The sequence below is a fragment of the Microbacterium sp. GXF0217 genome, assembly GCF_054798195.1.
In genome coordinates this window covers 445734-465614 of record NZ_JBSJZG010000002.1, presented here as the reverse complement: position 1 = coordinate 465614, position 19881 = coordinate 445734, and the positions used below count along the sequence as shown (strand labels likewise).

13 protein-coding genes are annotated in these 19881 nt (G+C 69.8%); 1 reads left to right on the top strand and 12 read right to left on the bottom strand.

The window, feature by feature from the left end:
• From ACWAT3_RS05450 to ACWAT3_RS05415, 8 genes are all read right to left on the bottom strand, one after another.
• A complete protein-coding gene (locus ACWAT3_RS05450; RefSeq protein ID WP_460796529.1) occupies positions 1 to 1035 on the bottom strand; it encodes a LacI family DNA-binding transcriptional regulator in 1035 nt (344 codons plus the stop codon).
• A 72-nt stretch (positions 1036 to 1107) separates the two neighbouring features.
• On the bottom strand, positions 1108 to 1863 hold the full coding sequence (locus ACWAT3_RS05445; protein WP_460796527.1) for a sugar phosphate isomerase/epimerase family protein: 756 nt from the start codon (positions 1861 to 1863) through the stop codon (positions 1108 to 1110).
• An 80-nt stretch (positions 1864 to 1943) separates the two neighbouring features.
• Positions 1944 to 2801, bottom strand: coding sequence for a sugar phosphate isomerase/epimerase family protein (locus tag ACWAT3_RS05440; protein ID WP_460796526.1), 858 nt, complete (start codon positions 2799 to 2801; stop codon positions 1944 to 1946).
• On the bottom strand, positions 2798 to 3967 hold the full coding sequence (locus ACWAT3_RS05435) for a dihydrodipicolinate synthase family protein (protein ID WP_460796524.1): 1170 nt from the start codon (positions 3965 to 3967) through the stop codon (positions 2798 to 2800). The genes ACWAT3_RS05440 and ACWAT3_RS05435 overlap by 4 nt, the downstream gene beginning before the upstream one ends.
• The gene (locus ACWAT3_RS05430) at positions 3967 to 5127 is read right to left on the bottom strand and encodes a Gfo/Idh/MocA family protein (RefSeq protein ID WP_460796523.1); all 1161 of its coding nucleotides are present in this window, start codon (positions 5125 to 5127) and stop codon (positions 3967 to 3969) included. Before ACWAT3_RS05430 ends, ACWAT3_RS05435 begins: the two co-directional genes overlap by 1 nt.
• A 217-nt stretch (positions 5128 to 5344) precedes the next feature.
• Complete coding sequence (locus ACWAT3_RS05425; protein WP_460796521.1) at positions 5345 to 5944, bottom strand: hypothetical protein; 600 nt, start codon at positions 5942 to 5944, stop codon at positions 5345 to 5347.
• Between the two features lie 13 nt (positions 5945 to 5957).
• A complete protein-coding gene (locus ACWAT3_RS05420) occupies positions 5958 to 6377 on the bottom strand; it encodes a DUF4383 domain-containing protein (RefSeq protein ID WP_460796520.1) in 420 nt (139 codons plus the stop codon).
• Between the two features lie 105 nt (positions 6378 to 6482).
• On the bottom strand, positions 6483 to 12785 hold the full coding sequence (locus tag ACWAT3_RS05415; protein ID WP_460796518.1) for a rhamnogalacturonan lyase family protein: 6303 nt from the start codon (positions 12783 to 12785) through the stop codon (positions 6483 to 6485).
• 164 nt (positions 12786 to 12949) lie between these two features.
• Between ACWAT3_RS05415 and ACWAT3_RS05410 the strand changes: the two genes are divergently transcribed.
• On the top strand, positions 12950 to 14017 hold the full coding sequence (locus ACWAT3_RS05410) for a LacI family DNA-binding transcriptional regulator (RefSeq protein WP_460796517.1): 1068 nt from the start codon (positions 12950 to 12952) through the stop codon (positions 14015 to 14017).
• Positions 14018 to 14150: 133 nt separating this feature from the next.
• Here ACWAT3_RS05410 and ACWAT3_RS05405 read toward each other — a convergent pair whose 3' ends face one another.
• Genes ACWAT3_RS05405 through ACWAT3_RS05390 form a run of 4 tightly spaced genes read right to left on the bottom strand, consistent with a single transcriptional unit; the run spans position 14151 to position 19858 of the window.
• Entirely contained in the window at positions 14151 to 15089 is a 939-nt protein-coding gene (locus ACWAT3_RS05405) for a glycoside hydrolase family 43 protein (RefSeq protein ID WP_460796515.1), read from the bottom strand.
• Positions 15082 to 16101 (bottom strand): glycoside hydrolase family 43 protein, encoded by a 1020-nt coding sequence (locus ACWAT3_RS05400; protein WP_460796514.1) that lies wholly within the window; start codon positions 16099 to 16101, stop codon positions 15082 to 15084. Before ACWAT3_RS05400 ends, ACWAT3_RS05405 begins: the two co-directional genes overlap by 8 nt.
• Positions 16071 to 18341 carry an alpha-L-arabinofuranosidase C-terminal domain-containing protein gene (locus tag ACWAT3_RS05395; RefSeq protein WP_460796513.1) on the bottom strand — a complete coding sequence of 757 codons (2271 nt, stop codon included), beginning with the start codon at positions 18339 to 18341 and terminating at the stop codon, positions 16071 to 16073. Before ACWAT3_RS05395 ends, ACWAT3_RS05400 begins: the two co-directional genes overlap by 31 nt.
• Positions 18338 to 19858: an alpha-N-arabinofuranosidase gene (locus tag ACWAT3_RS05390; protein ID WP_460796511.1), complete on the bottom strand. Its 1521-nt coding sequence runs from the start codon at positions 19856 to 19858 to the stop codon at positions 18338 to 18340. Before ACWAT3_RS05390 ends, ACWAT3_RS05395 begins: the two co-directional genes overlap by 4 nt.
• Positions 19859 to 19881: the final 23 nt, after the last annotated feature.

The window sequence follows — 19881 nt, the reverse complement described above, 5'->3', positions numbered from 1 at the left end:
TCACGGGGTGCTCTCACGCACAATCACCTCGAGGGCCAGCGGCGCCTGGGTCCAGTCCTCGTCGACCGTCGCACGGAACGCCTGGTAGCCGATCTCGGTCAACGGCACGCGCACGGTCGTCAGAGCAGGGCTCACGTCCAGGCTGACCGGCACGTCGTCGAACCCGCAGATGGCGATGTCCGAGCCGATCTCGCGCCCGGCATCCCGGATCGACGCCATCGCGCCGATCGCGACGACGTCGCTCATACCGAACACGAGCGTTCCCGGCTCGACGCCGTCCGCGAGCGCCGCGGCCATGGCCGTCGCACCCGATTCGCGTGCGAAGCCGGCCCGGTACACGCGAGTCGCGTCCCCGCCGCCGGCGGCGAATCCGGTCTGGAACCCCGCGATACGGTCGTCCGAGGTGCGGATGCCCTCGGCAGCGGCCAGCACGACCGCGGATCGGTATCCGCGGGCGGCCATCGCCTCGCCCAGCATCCGGGCACCGGCGACGTTGTCGATCTCGATGATGCGCTCATCCGCGACGCTGCCGCCGAAGGACACGACCCGGCCGCCGAGCCGCGAGAAGGCCTCGACCTCGGCGTGCATCGCAGTGTCCTCGGCGCCGCGCGACGCCGCGAGGATGAGGCCCTGCGGCCGCTGACCGCGCAGCGCGCGCACGAGGCGCAGCTCGCGTTCGGCGTCGCGTTCGGTGACGGCGATCGTGACGATGAGGCCCTGCTCGTCCGCGCCGCGCGCGACGCCGGAGGCGATGAGCCCGAAGTACGGGTCGGCGATGTCGGCGACCAGCAGTGCGATCACGGAGGAGGTCCCCCGGACCGTCGCCTGCGCGAGGATGTTCGTGGTGTAGCCGAGCTTCTCGGCCGCCTGCTGCACGCGTTCGCGGTTCTCGCCCTTGACGTTGCGCACCGAGCCGTTGAGCGCACGGGAAGCCGTGGCCAGGGAGACTCCGGCCTCGCGCGCGACATCGTGCAGCGTGGGGGTGGCACCGCGGCCGGGGCGTGAGGCGGGTCCGGCATCCGGAGCGTGTGTCATGACGCCGAGCCTACTGTCCGATAAGCGCCCACCCGGTGACGCGCCGTCGAGGAGGAGTCATCAACAGCAGCCTCAGGCGTCACGGTATGCCCTCAGCACGGAAGCCTCGCGAACGAGCACCGCGGGGTCGTCGTCCGGGACGAACTCGAGCAGGGCGTCCTGCGGCGGCTGCGGCGCTGCGGATGCCGTGGCGAAGAGCTCCCGCCACAGCGCGTCCCGGTCGGCCAGCGGCCGGCGCTCGGTGCGCGGCCACCAGGAGAACACGTGCACGGCGCTGACCCGGTCGGCGATCGCCGTGTACTCGTCGATCGCCTCGGTGTGGGTTGCCCCGACCGTCGGCTGCCAGTACGTGCGCAGCGCCGGATGATCGACCTCGTCCAGCACCCGCAGCGTCGTCGCCGGCGCGTTGGCGAGCGTGCCGCCGTGATACTCCAGCGCGAGCTCCAGCCCCCGGTCGGATGCCGCGGCCGCCGCGTTCCGCAGCCGCTCGATCGTGCCGGCGTGCTCGTGTTCCGTGGCGTCCGCCGCATCGACGGACCCCGCCCACACGCGGATCCGGCGCGCACCGAGTGCGGATGCGCTGTCCAGCACCGGGGTGATGTCCTCGTCCTCGCCGGCACGGAAATACGAGCCGTACGAGGCGACGGCGAGTCCGGCATCCGCTGTCAGCGCGGCGACCTGTCGAGCCGTGGCGACGTCGCCGGGCGGCACGTGCACGTCGCCGCCCCACTCGATCGACTCGAGGCCGCTCTGCGCGGCGAGCGCCACGACGCGCTCTGCGCTCAGCGCGCGGAACGTCACCGAGCACAGTCCGATTCGGATGGTCATGACTCTCCTTGGCGGTCGAATTCGCTCGGTCGGTCCCGACGGTGCCGGGAGGCGGGGACCGATCGAGCGATTCGAACAGGTTAGAGGTGCGGGGCCACCGTCGCGTCGAAGGCCGCGGCCGTTCGACGAACGACCTCGAGCGGGTCCGTCGCCCAGACGTCCTCGTTGAAGATCTCGACCTCGATGTCGCCGGTGTACCCGGCATCCACGACCGCGCGCGTGAGGCTGCCGAAGTCGATCACGCCGTCGCCCATGTAGTGCCGGCTCAGCAGCACGTCGGCGGCGAGCGGAGTCTTCCAGTCGCACACCTGATACGTGGCGATGCGCCCCTCGCGACCGGCGCGGGCGATCTGCTCCAGGACCTGAGGGTCCCAGAAGATGTGGAACGTGTCCACCGTCGCACCGACCACGGCCGGGTCGAAGTCCGCCGCGATGTCGAGCGCCTGCCCGAGAGTCGAGACCACGCACCGGTCGGTCGCGTACATCGGATGCAGCGGCTCGATCGCGAGGGTCACACCGGCGGCCGCGGCCTCAGGGACGAGCTCGCCGATCGCGTCGCGCACTCGCTCGCGGGCCCCGACGATGTCGCGCGATCCCTCGGGCAGGCCGCCGGCGACGAGCACGAGGATCGAGGTCGAGCCCTCGGCACCAGCGGCGGCGAGCGTCGCGGTCTCCTCGATCGCACGGCGGTTGTCGTCCAGCGCCTGCACCCGCGCGGGGCCGTCAGGCAGCGTGAAGAATCCGCCGCGGCAGTGCGTCGTGAACCGCAGCCCCGAATCGGTGAGCATCTCGGCAGCGGTCGCGAGGCCGACCTCGTTCACCGGCTCGCGCCACAGACCGATCGCCTCGACGCCACCCGCGACCGTCGCGCTGAGCGCATCGGCGAGGTTCGCGTACTTGATCGTGGCCTGGTTGATCGACAGCCTCGGATGGCTCACAGCTCGACTCCGTTCAGGCGCAGCATCCCGTGCCAGCGCTCGCGCGCCAGCTCAGGCTGCTCGAGCGCGAGCGAGGCGTTCGCGAGTTCGACGATCCGCGACAGGTGCGGAAGACTCCGCGCCGAGTGGAGCCCTGCGACCATCTGGAATGCCGGCTGGTGGCCGTTCAGCCAGGCGAGGAACGCGACGCCCGTCTTGTAATAGAACGTCGGCGCGGCGAACACCTGGCGGCTGAGCTCCTCGGTCGGCCCGAGGATGCGTTCGTACGCCGCGGCGTCTCCGGCATCCAGGGCCTGGATCGCCGCCGAGGCGACGGGCGTGATCGCGGCGAAGGCGCCGAGCAGTGCGTCCGAATACGGGCGCGGCCCTTCGCCGGAGTCGCCGATCAGGCCGACGTAGTTGAAGTCGTCACCGGTGAACATGCGGACGCCTTCCGGCAGGCGCGAGCGCACCGAGATCTCGCTCTCGGCGTTCAGCAGGCTCATCTTGACGCCGGCGACCTTGCCCGGGTTCTCGGCGATGATGTCGAGCAGAACCGACGACGCCGCCTGCCAGGCCGGAGCCCCGAAGTAGCCCTCGAGCTCGGGGTCGAACGCCGTGCCCAGCCAGTGCAGCACCACGGGAACCGTCGCCGACTCGAGCACCGACCGGTAGACGCGGCGGTAGTCATCGGCGGATGCCGCGACTCGTGCGAGATGACGCGACGCCATCAGCACGGGGCCAGCGCCCTGCTCCTCGGTGAAGTGCAGCTGCTCCTTGTAGGCGTCGATCACCTGGTCCAGCGAGATGTGCGACTCGAGCACGTGATCGGTGTTGACGCCGACCACGACGGAGCCGCCCTCCTCGCGGGCGACCTGGGCGCTGCGCGAGATGAGCTCGCGGGTGGCCGCGGCATCCAGTCCCATGTTGCGCTGGGCCGTGTCCATGGCGTCGGCGACTCCGAGACCCCACGAGTAGGCGTTGCGGCGGAACGCGAGCGTCGAGTCCCAGTCGATGTCGGCCGGCTGTCCTGGGGTGTTGTCTCCCCAGACGACAGGGACGACGTGCGCGGCCGCGTAGGCGACGCGGCTGCGCAGCGGCGACGTCGGGCGCGTGTAGACGCCGGAGTCGTTCAGCGCGGCATCCGAGAACTCGCCGGATGCCGAAAGCAGGCGAAGCGTCGACATCAGAGCGACAGCGGCTCGATGGCGATCTTGCGACCCTCGGCGCTGGACGCGAGGCCCGCCTCGGCGAACTGCACGCCGCGCGCACCGGCGAGGAGGTCGTACTCGTAGTCCGTGCCGAGCACGTAGGACTCCAGGTACTCCTCCCACTGCTGGCGGAAGCCGTTGAGGAACACGTCGTTCGTCGGCACGTTCTGCCAGTCGGCGTCGTAGTCGTGAGTGTCTTCGAGGTCGGGGTTCCAGACCGGCTTCGGCGTGGCGTTGCGCGGCTGGATCTTCGCACCGAACAGGCCGACGACGGCCGAACCATGCGTTCCATCGACCTGGAACTCGACGAGCTCGTCGCGGTTCACCCGGACGGTCCAGGACGAGTTGATCTCGGCGATGATGCCACCCTCGAGCTCGAAGATGCCGTATGCGGCGTCCTCGGCGGTGGCGGTGTAGTGCTCGCCCTTCTCGTCCCAGCGGTCGGCGATGTGCACCGCGGCCTGCGCGTACACGCTCTTGACGTCGCCGAAGAGGTTCTCCAGAACGTAGTTCCAGTGCGGGAACATGTCGGTGATGATGCCGCCGCCGTCCTCGGTGCGGTAGTTCCAGCTCGGGCGCTGAGCGGGCTGCCAGTCGCCCTCGAAGACCCAGTAGCCGAACTCGCCGCGCACCGAGAGGATGCGGCCGAAGAAGCCGGAATCGATGAGGCGCTTGAGCTTCTGCAGACCGGGCAGGTAGAGCTTGTCGTGCACGACGCCGGTCTTGACGCCGGCATCCTTCGCGAGGCGGGCGAGCTCGAGCGCCTCTTCCAGGGACTCGGCGGTCGGCTTCTCGGTGTAGATCGCCTTGCCTGCGGCGATCGCCTTGCGGATCGCGGTGGCGCGTGCCTTCGTGACGAGGAAGTCGGCGTAGATCTCCCACTTCGGGTCGGCGAGGGCGGCGTCGAGATCGGTCGTGTAGTCCTCGATGCCGTGCTGGGAGGCGAGCTCGGCGAGCTTCTGCTCGCTGCGGCCGACGAGGATCGGCTTCACAGTGACGCGCGTTCCGTCGGACAGCTCGATGCCGCCCTGGTCGCGGATCGCGAGGATCGAGCGCACCAGGTGCTGGCGGTAGCCCATGCGCCCGGAGACGCCGTTCATGATGATCCCGATCTCGCGGGTTGTCGACTGTGACATGGCATTCCGTTCGTGAGGTCGGCATCCGCTTCGGGATGCTGGGGTAAACGCTTTCCGCTAGTGTGCCACGGATGCTGGGGGCTGTGCAAGCACGCGTTCCGCCGACGTCGCGGGATCACCCCGACCGAGAACATGACGACCGCCCGAGATCAGGAGAATGCTGAGCATCCGTCCTGATCTCGGGCGGTCGTCCTGTTTCGAGGATCGCGTCTCCGACTCAGTGGTGGTGTCCGATGTCGGGGATCACGACGTCTCCCCCTGCGGGCGCGAGGTACCCCGATTCGACACTCGAGAGCGCCGGTGTCACGATGGCCGCGGCGATGACGGCGCCGATCACGATCTCGGCGACCCGAGCACGCCCTGAGCTCCGCCTGAGGGGCGACGGCGCTCGCAGAGCACGCAGCTCGAGCGCGCAGGCGACGCCGGTCACGAGGAGCATCGCGACCGCCGGCGCCACCGCGAGGATCCCCATCCGTGTCGGGTCCAGCGCGAACGCCGCCACGGCGATCGCGGCACTCGCCATCGCCCCGGCGATGCCGATGCGCGGTGCGATCGTGCGGCCGAGGATGAGCGTCGCGGCTCCCCATCCGATGGCGGCGGTTCCTGCCGCCAGGAGCGCACCCCCCATCGCACGGATCCCCGGTGCACCTTCGGGGGCCGTGAGCGCGCCCGCACCGAGGGCGAGCAGGATCAGCCCTCCGCTCCACGCTGCGATCGACGGCCATGCGGCGGCCGTCGATCGCTCGGCGCGGGCCCCTGCGGTCCGCTCCGGGAGGGCGGAGGACTCCGACGAAACGGTCATCGTCGAGCTGTCCATGACGCTCTCCGGCTCAGGCCGTGCGACCGAGCGTCACGCGGTCATCGGCGCGGTCCGCCGCGATCCCGATGCCCAGCAGGACGATCGCGCTCGCGAGGTGCAGGAAGTGGTCGAACGTGTTCAGCGCCAGGATGTTCAGGGCGGTTCCGACGAGGAAGAACCCGACGACGCCGAGCAGCAGATAGGCGGCTCCGACGACGATGTTCACGGTCTTGGCCGCGCGCGCCGACACGATTCCGGCGATCAGCAGAGCAGCGCCGATGAGCAGGTGCGCGACGTTGTGCAGCGGGTTGACCATGAAGATGCCCAGGAGCATTCCTCCCTCAGTGGCGAGGAAGCCCACGCCCCCGGTGACGGCGAAGCCGAGCAGCCCGACGAGGATGTAGACCGCGCCGAACACCGTGCCGACGAGACGATTCGGTGAAGAGCTCATGAGTGACCTCCTTGTTCCTGTGCGGCTCGGTGCCGCATCTACAGGAGTCTTCGGAGTGGTCAGCCGATCGGATTGCCCGGCCGGGTGTCCGGCCGGGCAATCCGCCTACTTCACCGTCACGGTGATCGCCTTCGAGCTCGTCGCCCCTGCGGCGTTGGAGAACTCGGCCACGTACTCGTACTTCCCCGGAGCCCTGCCGGTGATCTGCGTGGCCGCCCGCTGCGCGTTCGGGGATGCCGCGGCGAGCGCCTGCTCATCGATCACCACACCGTTCTCGAGCAGCCGGTACGCGGTCGCGTTGGTCCCCCACCAGAGGTTCGCGGTGACGGTGTAGTCGCCGTTCTTGTCCCAGTTGTCGTGCGAGAGCACCGGCACCGCAGGCGTGGCGTTGCGCACCTTCACCGTGACCGAGGTCGTGGCGGTGACGCCCGCCGCGTTGATCAGCTCTCCGGTGTAGACGTACGTGCCGTTCTCCTTGCCCGTCACATCGACGGTCGCCACCTGCGCGTCCGGCGAATGCGCGTCGAGCAGCTTCGTCGAGATCGGCTCGCCGTTCTCGTACAGCCGGAACACTCCGCCGTTGACGCCGTACCAGAGGTTCATCGTCACCGTGTACGTGCCGTCGCTGAGCCCGTCGCGCTGACCGCTGTCGCTGGAGAGCACGCCGCGGGCCGGAGCCTTCTTCGCCCCCTCGTCGTCGAACACGAGCAGCTGCGCCGACGTCGACGTCACGAGTCCGTCGTGGTTGACCGCGTTCACGCTGAGCGTGTGCGGGCCGACCAGCTCGGCGAGGTCGATGACCTCGCCTGGCGCGACAGGGCGGCCGTCGAACGCGATGTCGAGCGTGCGGACGCCGGACTCGGCATCCGCTGCCGTGACGGCGACGGTGAACGACGACGTGCTCGCGAGCAGCGTTCCGTCGGCCGGCATCCCCGAGACCACAGGAGCCGTCGTGTCGGCGGCTCCCGTCGGGTCGCCGGTCACCCGGATCTGCGGCGCGGCAGGCTGCTCCATCCCGTCACCCAGGAAGAAGCTCGTCTGCGTCGGCTGGTTGTAGGAGGTGTTCTGCCAGGCGACCGACAGTCGGTAGACCGGGTCGTGCATCAGCGTGCGCAGGCGCAGCTCGGTCTCGTCCGTGGTCGAGTAGATGCGCAGTTCACTCGAGTCGGCGGATCGCCAGGCGATCTCCTCGCGCCAGTCGCCGAACAGGTCGGCCTGGATGCTCGGGTTGCCCTTCGTGCCGTTGTTGGTGCGCGCACCCTCGTCGGCCAGGATCACGTCGGCCTGCTCGGTCTCGGTGTTCCACTTCGCGATCGTCGGGTAACCCCAGTACTCCTCCTGATTGAACGTGTGATCGACGATCTCGCGCAGCGGGTCGCCGTCGAACCAGGCGAGGAAGTTCGCCGCAGGGATCTTCTCGGAGATGACTTCGCCGTCCGCCGAGACGAGCTGCCCCACCTCGGAGTTCCACGACGAGTCGCCGCCGATCGCCCAGCCCTCAGCGCCCTCGTAGCGCGGATCGATGTCGCCGGCCGCAGCGCGACCGGTGTCGCGAACCGCGGGGATCGACCACAGGATCTCTCCAGTGCGCGCGTCGCGCATGGTCGCGCCCATGCCGTTCTCGGCCGGAACGTGCTCGTGTGCGGCGAACACCTCCAGACCCGGTCGGGACGGGATCAGGTCGGACACGTGCAGCGCATCACCGTGGTCCAGCCCGGTCGAGTACAGCAGCGTGCCGTTGTCGTCGATCGTCGCCGATCCGAAGACGATCTCGTCCTTCGCATCGCCGTCGACATCCGCCACCGCCAGGTTGTGGTTGCCCTGTCCGTACAGGCCCTCGCTGCCGGCGTCGTTCGAGTCGAGCACCCAGCGCCGCGTCAGGTTCGTCCCGTCGAAGTCGTAGGCCGCCACGACCGCCCTGGTGTAGTACCCGCGGCTGAAGACAGCGCTCGGGTGCTCGCCATCCAGGTACGCGGTGCCGGCGAGGAAGCGGTCGACGCGGTTGCCGTAGGTGTCGCCCCACGCACCCACGTCGCCGCGGGCCGGCGTGTAGTCGACGGTGTCGATCGCCGCACCGGTCGCCCCGTTGAAGACCGTGAGGTACTCCGGGCCGGTGAGCACGTAGCCCGAGCTGTTGCGGTAGTCGGCGCCGGCGGTGCCGATCGGCTGACCAGCCCCGTCGATCGTGCCGTCCGCGGTCTTCATGATGACCTCGGCCCTGCCGTTGCCGTCGTAGTCGAAGACCTGGAACTGCGTGTAGTGCGCTCCGGCGCGGATGTTCACACCGAGGTCGATGCGCCACAGCCGCGTGCCGTCCATCTCGTAGGCGTCGAGGTACACGTTCCCGGTGTACCCGCCCTGCGAGTTGTCCTTCGCGTTGGACGGGTCCCACTTCACGATCAGCTCGTACTGTCCGTCGCCGTCCACATCGCCGACGCTCGTGTCGTTGGCGTTGTAGGTGTACGGCTGCCCGTCCTTCGTGTACGCGTCAGCCGGCTTGTCCAGCGGCACGGAACGGTATGCGCCGTCCTGCACGCCGAACTCGTCGGTCTCCGTGGTCTCGACCCCGGCCAGTACCTTCGTCACGAAGTAGACGGATGCCGCGGTGCCCGCCTCGTCGACGTAGTTCGTCGAGTCGGCGATGGCCTCGTCGGTGATGCGCGTGCCGTCTCGGTAGACGTGGAACGCCACGTCGTCCTGGTCGGTGCCGAGCATCCGCCAGGACACCAGGTTCCCGCCATCCGTGGCCACGGCCACCGGTGCGCGATCCAGGTACTCGGCCTGGCGCTGCAGCACAGTGACGGCCTCGGTCGTGAGCTGCTCCGAAGCCTCGCCAGCGCCACCCGCGTTGACCGCGGCGGTCGTGTAGAAGTACGGGATCGTCGTGAGCACGTCGCTGTCGGTGTAGCGGTTCGTGTCGGCGATGCCGATCAACTCGCCCTGCTCGCCCTCCACTTCCGAGCGGAAGACGAGGTAGTACAGCGCTCCCAGCGGCTGCGCCCAGGAGAACTCGACCGAGCTCTTGGCGATCGTCTCGACAGCGAGGTCGGTCGGAGCCGACGGCACCGCGACATCCGCGTCGACGAGGGATGCCGTGACGCTCGCCGACGGCACCGACTCGAGGCCGGTCTGATCCACGGCGGTGACGTAGTAGTCGTAGTCCAGTCCGACCCGCGCCGTCGTGTCGACGTATGCGGGCTCATCGGTCGTGCCGAGCCCGACCGGCTTGGCGTCGAACGGCGAGGTGCGGAAGACGTTCCAGGTGAGGCCGTCTTCGGCATCCCAGGCCAGCGAGATCGCCGGCGCCGTGGGGTCGGCGATGACGTCCGCGACCTCGAGCCCGGTCGGTCCGAGGAGGATCGGGGTGATCTCGAGACCGTTCAGGCGGGTGCCCGCGGCCGCGCCGTACGCCTCGATGTTCAGCTGACCGTCGGTGACGAGGTAGGGCCCGCGCAGCGTGGAGTTGACGCTGCCCTTGCCCGCGTTGCCCGAACCGGCCTCGCGGCCCTCGATGCGGAAGCTCGTCTTCGTCGAGCCGATCCAGTCGCCCGAGTACGTCTTCACCGAATAGGTGCCGTTCGGGACGTCGAGCGCGAAGGTCGCGCTGTCTCCGGGGAGTGCGAAGTCGCGGATCAGATCGTTCGACCCCTCGGCCGCACCGCGGTCGCGGCCGGCGGCGGCGCCCGGTGCCGTGACGAATCCGAAGCCGCGTTCCTCGGTGTACGCCATATCCGGCGTGACCTCGGTGTAGCCGGCCATGAGCGGGTTGCCCGCGAGCTGGAAGTCGTACTTGTACTGCGCCTGCTTGGTCGTGAAAGTGACGGCAGCACTCGGCTCGGACTCGCCGCGCCCGTTGACGGCGACGACGCGGTAGCGGTACGCGGTGCCCTCGGCGAGCCCCTGCACGATCGACGAGGTCTGGGTGACCATGCCGACCAGGGTCCAGGTGCCCTCCGGGTCGGCCACGGCCTGGCGGTGGATCTTGTAGATGTCGGCGGTGGGCGACGCGTCCCACTGCAGGGTGGCTCCGCCGTTGCTGATGGCGCCGGCGACGACGTTCTGCGGCGCGGCGGGCACGGCGGCCGGCGGCTCGACGTCGGCGACCTTCGCTGCCAGCGGGTCGTCGAGCTGTGCGACGTCCTGCGCGATCAGGCGGGCCATCTGGATGGCGCCGTACTCCTGGAAATGCGTGTCGTCCACGGTGCCGGCCGGTCGGTTCGGGAACACGCCGGGGTCGACATGCAGGAAGACGGCCTTCGCGGCATCCGGACCGATCTCGGTCAGGTAGGCCCTGCTGGATGCCGAGAGATCCACGAGCAGGACGTTCTCCTCCTGCGCGAGCTCGGTCATCTTCGCCACGTACTCGGGGAAGCTCACGTTGGCCTCGCCGGTATCGGCATTGAACGACCGTCGGGACACCGGCGTCACCAGGATCGGGGTCGCGCCGCGCTGGCGCGCGCCCTCGACATAGGTGCGCAGGTACTCCTTGTAGTCCTCCGGGCTCGCGTAGCGGTCATCGACGCCCTGGGTGGCGTCGTTGTGCCCGAACTGGACCATGAGGTAGTCACCGGGGCGAATGCCGCGGAGCACCTCGTCCAGCCGACCCTGCGTGATGAAGTTCTTGGACGAACGGCCTCCGATCGCGTGGTTGGAGAACGCGATGTCGTCGGCGAAGAACCGGTCGATCATCTGGCCCCAGCCGGCCTGCGGAGCGTAGGCGATGGGGTCGTACGTCTGCACGGTCGAGTCGCCCGTGATGTAGGCGGTGCTGATGGCCCCGGCGGTGCGGGCCGGCAGACGGGTGATGGTGAGCGCGTTCAGCGCCGCGGCATCCCCCGCGATCTGCAGCGTCAGCCGCCCGTCGACGAGAGCGATCGGGAACGCCATCTCGAGGTGGGCGCCTGCGGCCTGCGGGTTGGCCTGCACCTTGGCGATGCTCTCGGCCGTGATCGTCGTGGTGCTCGCGGCCTCGGCGTCTCCGGCGACGACCTGCACGGAGTAGTCACCGGCCCCGAGGTCGACCTCGAAGGTCGCGCCCGCGGCGGCGACGAAGTCCCCGCGGAGCGCATCGTCTCCGCCACGATCGACGTCTGCGGGTGCGGCGGTCGGGGCTGCGGAGAATCCGTAGCCCCAGTCGGCGCTGTACGCCGTCGCCGAGGTGACGCCCAGGGCGCCGTCCGCGACGGCACCGGAGCCGAAGTCGAACGTCACGACGTCACCCGCTGGCATCGGCGCCGGCGCGGAGTAGACCGTGGAGACCACGGTCCCGGATGCCGGAGAGGACCCGGCCTCGTTGCGCGCGGTCACGCGGTACGACCATGTCTGCGCGGTGTCGATCGTGTCGGTGTATCCCGGGGTCTCGAGGGTCGCGACCTCGGACCAGGCGCCGTCCGCTCCAGCCCGCTCGAGCAGGTAGGCCGCTCCGTTCGGCACGGCAGACCAGGTGAGCACGACGGCCTCGTCGGTGACCTGGGCGACCGCGAGGTCCGCCGGGGAGACGGGCGCGACGAGCTCGGGGATGACGCCGGTGCGGATCTCCGCTGAGTGCTCGGATGCCCGGTCATAGGAGCTCACCGCGACGATCGCATACGCGTACTCGGCGCCGGGGGCGACCGCGGCATCGGTGTACGCGGGCTCGGTCGTCTCGGCGACCTGGGCGAACTCGCCCGTGGCGCCATCAGCGACCTCGGCGCGCAGCACGCGGTAGCCCGCTGCGCCCTCGGATGCCGCCCACGTGAGGTCGACGCCGTTCCACGCGACGCGCGCGGCGGCGAGGTCGGCCGGGGCATCCGGCGTCAGCGGCGCGACGACGAGGCCGTTGATGTAGGCGCCGAGTCCCGAGCCGGCGAAGCCGATCGTGAGCTGTCCGTCGGTGACGGTGACGGGATACGTCGCCGTGGCGTTCGCACCTCCGCCGGAGGAGAGTCGCGTCTGCGCGACGCCCTCGAGCGTCAGGGTCGCGTTCGTCCCTGACGCCGTGCTCAGCCCGTCGCCGATCGTGACGGTGACCTCGTACTCGCCCTCCGGGACGCCGTCGAGCGCGAAGCCCCAGTTCGTGCCGGCGACGAAGTCGTCCTCCATGGCGCCGGCGGGCGAGCCATCCGTGCTGCGGTCGCGGTCGAAGAGCGTCGTGCCTGCGGGGAGCGTGATGCCCCAGCCGGACTCCGGCGTGTAGAGCGACGTCTTCAGCACCTGCTGGTGCGCTTCGGCGACGGGGCCCGTCGCCGTGCCGAAGTCGAAGCGCCAGCTCCCGTCGTCCGCGGCTGCGAGGGTCGCGGCGGCGGGCATCGCGGTGAAGACGGATCCGACGACGACGGCCGAGACGACGGCTGCGCCGACGCGGCGCCAGCTTCTCTCTCGTGCGGAATCGGCGAGGGGCGCGGCGGCGCGGGCGGGCACGTGTGGCACGAGGATCTCCTGTTGACGTCTGCGGCAAAGGAAAGAACGGAAAGCGCATTCCGAGCGTTCGTCCGGAAGTCTCGCACGCGGCGGTCGGCCAAGGCAAGGATTGTGCGAAACGTTTTTTGATCGAGTTCGTCCGTTCGGTCGAATCCCTGCGGAAAGCGCCTACCATGGCCGGAGGGCCAATCGCCGAGGAGGGCGAGCCGAACGCCGAGGAGGGCGATGTGAAGCGGGTGGGCATCCGGGATGTCGCCGACCTCGCGGGGGTGTCGATCAGCACGGTCTCGAACGCGCTGAATCGTCCGGGCCGCGTGAGCGATGAACTGGTCGAGCGCGTGCGCACGGCCAGTGATCGTCTCGGCTACGTGCCGCTTCAGGCGGCGCAGCAGCTGCGGGTCGGACGCAGCGGCCTGCTCGGCATGACCGTGATCAACATCGCCAACCCGTTCTTCGCCGACATGGTCGCCGGAGCGGAGGATGCCGCAGCCGCGGCCGGTCTGCGCATCCTGGTGGGCAATGCCAGCGACGACGCCGCGAAGGAGCTCGACCACCTCGAGCTCTTCGAACGCGTGCAGGTCGAAGGGGCGCTCGTGAGCCCGTTCGGGCCGGTGGATGCCTGGCAGGAGCGGCTGCGCAACCAGGGCGTGCCCGTCGTGCTCGTCGATGCGGTCGACGACACCGGGGCGCTGCCGTCGGTATCGCTCGACGATGTCGCGGGCGGCCGACTGGCCGCCGAGCATCTGATTTCGACGGGTCGACGGCGCCTCGCTTTCGTCGGTGCACGCTCGGAGGTCAGGCAGGTGCGCGAGCGCCTCGAGGGCGCGCAGGCCGCCGTCGCGGCGCACGAGGGCGCGACGCTGGAACCGATCTGGGCGAGCACGGCGACGACGCATCGGGGCCTCGCCTTCGGTGACGAGCTCGCGGACCGTCGGCCGGAGGACCGTCCTGATGGCATCGTCACCTCGAACGACCACCTCGCGATGGGCCTGCTGCACGGGCTGATCGCCCGCGGCATCCGTGTACCCGAGGACATCGCGGTCGTCGGCTACGACGACATCGAGTTCGCGGCGATCGCTCAGGTGCCGCTGACTTCGGTCCGACAGCCCGCGCGGGAGATGGGCCGCGCCGCGGCCGAGATCCTGATCGCCCGCATCAGCGGCACCGAGTCCCCCGACCTCACGAGCGTCGTCTACCAGCCCGAACTCGTGATCCGCGCCTCCACCTCCGCCGTCGGTTAGCCCCGCGCCGGCGTCGCGTGCGTCAGAGATATCCCGTCCGTCGGACCGGTTCGCCGGCATCCGTCCGACGCCGCGCACTTCTCCGACCGAACAGATGTCGAAGGGACGCTGAGTGCCACCGCGAGACGCGAACTCAGCCGAACGCGGCCCGCAGGCGATCCCACTCACCCGGGCGCAGCGGAACGACGACGCCGTGCTTCGTGTTCGCGGGCAGGAAGAACTCCTCGCGCGGCACCGGCTGCCAGTCTCCCGACGACAGCTCTTCCGTGCGCAACGCGATGTAGCCCTGCGGCCAGTCCGAGTACTGATCGACCCAGAGGTACCAGCATCCGGCCACGGCATCGAAGAAGATCAGCGGCGCCTCGACGTGCTCGTAGAGGTCATCCGCGATGCGCGAAGCGACCATCACGAAGTCCGATGCCGTCGGCGACGAACCGGACTCGTGGAACAGCCGGCGCTCGTCGGTCGACTTCAGGAATCGGTGCGTCCGCCCCTCGTGCTCGACCATCGTCAAGTCGATGACGCCGTGCCCCAGCCCGAAGTCCGCGAGCACGAACGGTGCGGTGAAGGTGCGGAAATCCGTCGTCCGCGCCGCCACGATCCGCGGGTAGGAGTCGCCGGTGTGCTCGGCATCCGCTGCGTCGTACAGGGCGCTCGACCAGTACACCAGGTACTCACCGGTCGCCGCGTCGTACAGCGCCTCCGGGGCCCACGCCATGCCGGCCGTCGGCGGTGCGACCTCGACCAGCCACGGGTCCGACCAGGTCACGAGATCGCTCGATCGCCAGACGACGAGCGAGCGGCTGCCGTGTCGGGTCCAGCCGTCCCAGTCGTGCTCGGCGCCCGTCCACACCCGCAGGTCGGTCGCGATGATGAACGCCTCCTCCGGCCCCCGCACGAGGTACGGATCGCGCACGCCGGTCGTGCCGAACGTCGACTCCAGCACCGCCGCACCGCCGTTCACGCGCGTCCAGCGCAGCGGATCGTCGCGGTCGCTGAGCGAGAAGTAGATCTTCTCGCCGTGCCCCTCATGGTCCTCCACGAAGTGGACCAGCAGATATCCCTCAGACATGGGCGAGCCTTTCAGACGGGTGCGCGGCGAGCAGTCGATCGCGCTCCGCAGCGGTGATCGGCAGGACCGTGCCGTGCCGCGGTCGCGTCGGCAGCTCGGCCGGCACGGCTTCGAGCGTCCCGGCATCCAGATCCGTGATGCGGAAGGCGAGGTAGCCCGCGCCGCCGTGGTACGCCGGCTGGTCGATGAACAGGTACCAGCTGCCGTCGCGGTCCGAGCGGAACGCGGTCGGCCCCTCGCCCTCCGTGAACGTCCCGCCCCACGGGTTGGGCTGCCCGTGTCCGATCCGCTCGGCGATGCGCTCCCACGCGAGGGCGTGCAGGTCGGGGCTCTTCTCCAGCACGGGGAGCATGGTCGCCTCGTCCTTCGTGAAGCGGTAGTGCACGCCGCCGTCCTGGACGATCGTGGTGTCGATGAAACCGCGACCGGGGCCACGACGCTCGTCGATCCACAGCTGCGGTTCGGTCACGGTCACGAAGTCCGTCGTCGTCGCGAAGAACATGCGCTGGTAGGAGTCCTCGATGCGGCGATCGACCGGCGCGACCTCTGGCGGATACAGCGCGGATGCCCAGAAGAGGAAGAACTCCTCCCGATCGGCATCCCACACCGCCTCCGGAGCCCAGGCGTTCCCCGCATCCGGCGGCGCGATCGTGAGGCGACGCTGCGCCGACCAGGTGACGAGGTCCGCCGACTCCCAGACCATGATGTCGCGCGAGCCGGTCTGCTGCGCGACCGCGAACCCGCCAGGGCGGCCCTGGATGCGCAGGTCGGTCGCGATGAGGAAGTACCGTCCGTCGGTGGGCCGCCTGACCAGGTGCGGGTCCCGCAGCCCGCGCTCACCGAGCACCGATGAGAGCACCGGTCGCCCGCCGTCGAGCTCGACCCAGCCGGAGAGCGGGTCGTCGCCCGCCGTGACGGCGAAGCGGATCGCCTCGTCATCGGCATACGACTCGCCGGTGAAGTACACGAACAGGTACGCGCTCATCGGATCACCGCCACGGTGAACGACCACGCGGGCAGGGTCAGTTCGAGGATGCCGTCGCGCACCGGAACACGCCAGACGGCGGGAGCCGGATGCGGGATCCCTGGTCCTCCGTCGTCCGGCCCGTCCCCGGTGAGCACTTCCACGCGCGCCTCGACCGCCGCCTCGGACGACAGCTGGACCCGCACGGTGCGCTCCTCCGGCGTCGCGTTGACCAGGCGCGCGACGGTCTCATCGCCGCGCGCGGCCGCCCCGGCGACGATGCGCTGCTCCGGGCGCAGATCGCGCTCGTAATCGTGACGCAGCACGCCGTCGACCCAGACTCGGACCCGCGGCGACGAGAGACTGATCCGCACCGCCACGGGCCGCGCCGTGCGCAGACCCTGCCAGTGCAGCGGCTCGGCATCGTCGTCCGAGATGCCATCGGCATGCCGGATGAGCCCGGTCGAGACGCCCTGCCAGCCGCCCAGTTGCAGCACCAGCGCGTCCCCCGGCTCGTCCTCGCCGATGCGCACCTCGAACCCGCCATCGTCTGACGTGCGGGTGAGGAGGAACGACACCTCGACGGCGCGCGGATCGACGGCGCCGGCGGCCGCATCCTGGGAGCTGCCGATTGCGAGATCCGGATGCCGGATGCCGTCGATCACGATGTCTGCGAGCTCGACGGCCCCGCCGGTCGCCGCGAACCGCACGGTCCCCGCCGAAGGCTCGACGACAGGAACCACCGGCAGGTCGGCGTCGACCGAGAGCACCGTCTCCCCGCGGTGCACGGAGAACATCCGCTGCACGTGGTACGACGAGCTGGGCAGCACCTCCTCGGCATCGAAGTGGATGAGGTCGGGGGTCCACGCGGTACGGCCGACGCTCGCGAGCAACGGTGCGTAGGACGCGAGGCGGACGACATCCGCGTTGCGCTCCACACCGATGAGGAACGCGGCTTCGGCGAGCGCCGATCGCAGCCGGTTGCTGCGCGCGGCGTACTCGCCGAGATACACACCTGGCCCGCCGCGGTCGTACGACGCGTAGCGGTCGACGTTCTGGTGGAACCACCGCGGCGCACGATAGAAGTGCTCGTCGACGATGTCGACTCCGCGCTCGCGAGCGAAGTCCCACCCTGCGTCGAAGTCCGCACCGTCGGCGAACGGCCCGGCCGTCCCGATCACGGTCAGCTCGGGATGCCGGGCGCGCACAGCATCCTCGATCCGGGCGTAGCGGTCACGGAACCGGGGAGTGATGGCGTCCTCATTGCCCAGCCCCAGGTATCGCAGGCCGAACGGCTCTGGATGGCCGAGTTCCGCGCGCACGGCACCCCAGCGGGTGTCCGCCGCACCGTCCGCGAACTCGACGAGGTCGAGCACGTCCTGGATGTACGCGGCCATCTCGGTCTCGGGAACAGCACGCTGTCCGCCGAGCGCGTTCTGGCAGCAGACGCCGGCGGCGACCACGGGCAGCGGGGTCGCACCGAGCTGCTCGCACAGCAGGAAGTACTCGAAGTAGCCGATCGCCATGCTCTGGTGATAGCCCCACAGGTTCGGCATCGGCCGCCGGGTCTCACGAGGGCCGATCGTGTTCTTCCACGCGTAGATGCTGTCCACCGAGGTGCCGTGCACGAGGCATCCGCCGGGAAAGCGCACGAACGACGGCTCGAGAGCGCGCAGTGCGTCGACGATGTCGGACCGGAAGATCTGCGGCTCGCCGTCCGCGCCGATCGGGCGCAGACTCACCAGGTCGATGTCGACCACGACGCCGTCGGGCACCGCGATCTCGAGCTCTCCGCTGCCATCGGCGCGTCCGTCGAGCTCGACGCCGTACTCGGTCCACTCCGCGGAGGACACGGCGACGATGGCGGCATCCGTGAGGGCGTTCTCGCCTCGTCGAACGGCGACGGCGAGCTCGGCCGCCCCGTCGACCTGCCGCGCCCACAATCGCAGGCTCTGCCGAGCGCTCGCGCGCACGGGGATGCCGTTCCAGCCCTCGTTCGCGAGAACCGCTGGCCCGGTGACCCGCAGATGCGTGGCGTTGTTCGGATGGACGGGGTCCTCCTCACGCGCCCACGCGACGCGGGTGACGGCATCCGAGCGGACCTGCCAGCAGGTGAGCGGCCCCCACTCCGCGCGATCCGCACGGGAGTACTGGAAGTCGCCGTTCTGCACCAGCTCGGCGTTCAGGCCGCCGTCCAGCGCATCGTTGAGATCCTCGAGGAACAGCCCCCAGAGGTCGGCGGGGATCGACGCGCCCGTGGGCGCGCCGATCCGGATGTCGAAGGTCACGCAAGCTCCAGCGAGACGGTCACGTACGAGTGCGCAGGCAGGTCGACCTCGAGCCCGCGCTCGTGGCGACGGATGCCGTCGTGGGATGCCGGTGCCACGGCATCCGGATTCTGCGGCGTGTTGTGCTCGCTCGTCGAGTCGGCCGTCAGCACACGGGCGCTGAAGCCGGTGACGTCCGCGCCGCGCAGGTCGAGCACGACGGTGCGCGCCTGTCCGGCGTCGAGGTTCGACAGCGACACGAGGGCCGCGCCGTCCTTGGTGGATGCGGAGGCGGACAGCAGCGGGAGCTCCCTGCCGCCCTCGGTGCGCGTCTCGCCGTCGACGACGTGCGCGGCGAGCGCCTGCGCGTCGTGGTGCGGAGTGTTCATCTCGAACACGTGGAACGTGGGGGTCTTCACGAGCGCTCCGGTGTCCGGATCGGTGAGCAGCATCGCCTGCAGCACATTGACGGTCTGTGCGATGTTGGCCATCACGAGGCGGTCGGAGTGGCGGTGGAACGAGTCGAAGTGCACGCTCGCGACCAGTGCATCGCGCAGGGTGTTCTGCTGGTACAGGAATCCGGGGTTCGTCCCCGGCTCGACATCCCACCACGTGCCCCACTCGTCGAGGACGAGGCCGACGCGCTTGCGGGGGTCGTGCCGGTCCATGACCGTGCTGTGCCGCGTCAGCAGCTCCTCGATGCGGTACGCGCGCGACAGCGTGAGGTACCACTCGTCCTCGTCGAACTCGGTCGCCGAGCCCTTCGCCTCCCACGATCCGCTCATCGTGTAGTAGTGCAGCGACAGCGCCTGGTACGGCGAGGAGCCCTGGCCGTCGCAGCCGAGGCATCCGAGCGCCTTCATGAGCTCGTCGGTCCACGCATAGTCGTCGACGTTCGCGCCGGCGGCGATCCGGTAGACGGTGTTGTCGCCGTGATTGCGGACGTACGTCGCGTACTGGCGTGCGAGATCGGCGTAGGCCTCCGCACGCATGTTGCCGCCGCAGCCCCACGCCTCGTTGCCGATGCCGAAGAACGGCACCTTCCACGGCTCGTCCCTGCCGTTCTCGCGACGCAGCGACGCCATCGGAGAGTCGTCGGCGCGGGTGAGGTACTCGATCCACTCGCTCATCTCGCGCACCGTGCCCGAGCCCACGTTGCCGTTCACGTACGCGTCGGCGCCGAGCATCTCGCACAGTTGCATGAACTCATGCGTGCCGAAGGAGTTGTCCTCCACGACGTCACCCCAGTGCGAGTTGACCATGCGCGGCCGCTCGTCGCGCGGGCCGATGCCGTCGCGCCAGTGGTAGTCGTCGGCGAAGCATCCGCCCGGCCAGCGGAGGTTCGGGATGTTCAGCTCGCGCAGCGCCTCGACGACGTCGAGGCGGATGCCGCCCTCGTTCGGAATGTCGGAGTCCTCGCCGACGAAGAAGCCGCCGTATATGCACCGGCCGAGGTGCTCGGCGAAGTGTCCGTAGAGGTGGCGGCTGATCGTCGCGCCGGGAAGATCGAGGTCGATGACGACACGGGTGCTGGGCATGATGTCTCTCCGAGGGATGGTCG